General features: G+C 53.8%; 3 protein-coding genes. All 3 read right to left on the bottom strand.

The features are described from left to right. Positions 1-617: AAA family ATPase (locus MVD07_RS02480; RefSeq protein ID WP_297498192.1), on the bottom strand; the 617-nt coding region annotated here is incomplete at its 3' end. A 90-nt stretch (positions 618-707) separates the two neighbouring features. After that, complete coding sequence (locus MVD07_RS02475) at positions 708-1,679, bottom strand: TIGR00269 family protein (RefSeq protein ID WP_297498190.1); 972 nt, start codon at positions 1,677-1,679, stop codon at positions 708-710. Positions 1,680-1,717: 38 nt separating this feature from the next. Continuing rightward, positions 1,718-2,845, bottom strand: a complete 1,128-nt coding sequence (locus MVD07_RS02470; protein ID WP_297498195.1) for a site-2 protease family protein — start codon at positions 2,843-2,845, stop codon at positions 1,718-1,720. Between the last annotated feature and the right edge of the window lie 78 nt (positions 2,846-2,923).

Raw genomic sequence — 2,923 nt, 5'->3', positions numbered from 1 at the left:
GTCAGGACGACCTCAGGAAATCCCCCAAAAAGGACGTATTCTCTCAGCAGGTTTAGAAGTTCCGGCTTTTTCTTGCTGAACTCAACCCGCTCGGGAACCTCGAATTTCCTGAACCTCAGGAACTCCCAGAAGCTCAGTGGAAACACCTCGAAGGTCAGGGCCCTGCCCCTTAAAGACGTTGGAATTTCCCTGCTGGAGAGCTTTGAGGAGGAACCGCTTAAAAAGAGCCTCACGTCCCTTCTGGAATCGTTTACACACCTCACCCAGGAGTCCCAGTTTTCAACGTTCTGAATCTCGTCGAGGAAGAGATAAAGTCTCCCTTTCTTCCCGTAGAGTTCTTCAATCGTAGGTATGAGCTCCGTTAGAGTTTTTCTGCTCTTTTCGAGGCGCTCATCTTCGAAGTTTATGTAGAATATTGATTCCCTTTCGGTGGTCTTTGCAAGCTCGTTAATGAGCTGGAACATCAGGTGGGTCTTTCCAGTTCTCCTGCATCCCGCGAAGGTTACAACCCTGTTGAGCTCCCACGGGATAAGGGAGATGTCAAAGTCCCTCTCAATCAGCTCGGGCGCCCAGGTCTCCTGCCATTCCGTTAAAACCTTCGCGAGTTCTTTCCTCATGGTCGGTAATATGCGTCAATAGTTTATAAAGGTTGTTTAACATACTGAACAGCCTTTTATAAACCCCTGTTTAATATACTGCTCCGTTCCTCACTCGACCCTGAAGGTCAGACCTTTTTCCCTGGCCTTCTTCTCAACTTGGAGGCGGAACTGACAGGCCTTGCATATCTCACCCGTTGTCGGCTGACCGCATATCTTGCACCGGTTGAGCTCGCTCGTCTTCTTCGTGTAGGTCTTCGCTATGAGCGGGAACAGCTTGTCGTAGCTCCGCAGGATTTGATACTTCGTTCCAGGGTGTCTCTCCTCCATCTCGTTTAGCCAGTCCCTTATCTCCGCCCTGAAGGCCTCCACTGCGTAGGGGCACTCGCTCAGGTCAACTTCAATGTTGTTTAAGACCGCGTAGAGAACTATCTCCTTCTCCGGAATCTCCCTGAGTGGCTTTATCCTCGGCACCAGTTCCGGATGAACTTCCTTGTAGTACGGCCCCGTCCTCCCGAGGCGTGCTATGTCGCCTCTCATGATGTTCATGATGAACATCTGAACTTCATCGTCGAGGTTGTGACCGACCGCTAACTTATCCGCTTCAACGTCATTGGCCGCGTAGTTCAAAAGCCAGCGCCTCCAGACACCGCAGTAGGAGCAGGCGCCAACCCTTTCTCCCTTCTCGAAGCTTCCCATTATCTCAACGGTCTCGTCGAGGGTGAAGCCGATGTACTCCTTGAAGGAATAAATCCTGTGCTCTATGCCGAGCTTTTTAGCGTTCCTCTTCGCTATCTCGACGCTCGCCGGCCTGTAGCCGGCTATGCCCTCGTCAATCGTTACCGCCACCAGCTCGAAGGGGAACTTCTCGCGGAGCTTCGCAAGGAGGTGCATTAGAACGACGCTGTCCTTTCCGCCGGAAACGCCTACCGCTATCCTCTCGCCCCTCTTGATGAGGTGGTACTTTTTAACGGTCTCCTTGAACTTCTTCTCCACCATCTCGTTGAAGTGCTTGTGGCAGTAGTAGAGCCCGCTGTAGCGTGCGTGGTAAACCGCCGGCCTTCCGCACTTTGAACACTTCATGAGTGGCTCATCCTGATAAGACCTTTTAAAATATGGGATCACCCGCCGAGGTTCGATAGGGCGGGGATTATGTTGAGAGCCAGCAGGAGCAGACCAACCCCTATGGCGGTGTACCTCACAGGCCTGACTATCCCCTGGGGGAGGTATTCCTTGACGACATCATCGAACATCCTGCCACCGTCGAGGGGAACAAGGGGGAAGAGGTTCATAAGGCCTATACCTATGTTCAGAACGTATATCCAGTAGAGGCTGAAGAAGAGCGGTAGAACCAAGCTCTCATGGCCTATCCTTGAAACGACGTACTGCCGGGGGTAGATGCCTATGTAGCCCTTTCCCTTCCTCTGCGGGTGCTCCCCGAGTGTGAGGCTCAGCTGGACTTTCTTTCCATTCCTCAGAACGGTCAGGGTTGCCTTTTCTCCGGGCCTCGTCCTGTTCATGACGTCGAGGAACTGCTCCATCGTCTTCGTCTCGTGGCCGTTTATCGAGAGTATCACGTCCCCTCTGTGGAGGACACCGTAGGCAGGAGAGCCCTTTACGACGTCCGAAACCTCAATCCCAGCAGGGACGAGGAGAGGGGATACTGCGTAGGTCACAAGGAGTGCTGTGACTATCGCCGTCACTATGTTGGCCATTGAGCCGGCCCCGTAGACCCTCAGCCTGCTCCTCAGGGGGGCCTTTTCTAGGGCCTCTTCGTCGGGCTCAACAAACGCCCCCGGTATGACTGCAAGGAGGACGAGGCCGACCGACCTCAGGGGGAGCCTCTCAGCCCTTGCGACGACCCCGTGGCTAAGCTCGTGGACGACCATGACGACGACCAGCCCAACGAGACCGTACCAGAGTGGTATCGTAACGCCCGGTATTACGAGCTGGACTCCGCCCCCTTTCCCGGTCTGTAGGGTTCTCATTGCTGTTCTTGCAAGGGCGTAGAACACGTAGGCCATCCCTATGAATCCCACGGCTATTCCTATGTCCGCGTAGACCTTCCAGAACTTCCTGTTTATCCTTGAAAGCCTGTCTATGAAGCCCAGGAGCCTCTTTGTGCGCCACATGGCTATGAAGAAGTCAACGCTCAGCCCCTCTTCCTTCTCTTCCCTTCCGAAGAAGGCGTAGAGGAGCGTCCAGAACAGTGTGATTCCAGCGATTATCCATATCCACGTGCTGTTCATGGCCAACACCCTTCTGTCCACTAACCCTCGGGAGGATGGGCTTATAAACGTTCCCGGACAAGAGTGAGTGATGGGTCT

The organism is Thermococcus sp., assembly GCF_027008145.1.
Taxonomy (GTDB): Archaea; Methanobacteriota_B; Thermococci; order Thermococcales; family Thermococcaceae; genus Thermococcus.
The sequence above is the reverse complement of the archived record's forward strand: the minus strand, read 5'-3'. Positions and strand labels throughout refer to the sequence as shown.

Bases quoted from the DNA above. Each gene is read 5' to 3' on its own strand.
- MVD07_RS02475 (WP_297498190.1), bottom strand. From the start codon at position 1,679: ATGAAGTGTTCAAAGTGCGGAAGGCCGGCGGTTTACCACGCACGCTAC.
- MVD07_RS02470 (WP_297498195.1), bottom strand. From the start codon at position 2,845: ATGAACAGCACGTGGATATGGATAATCGCTGGAATCACACTGTTCTGG.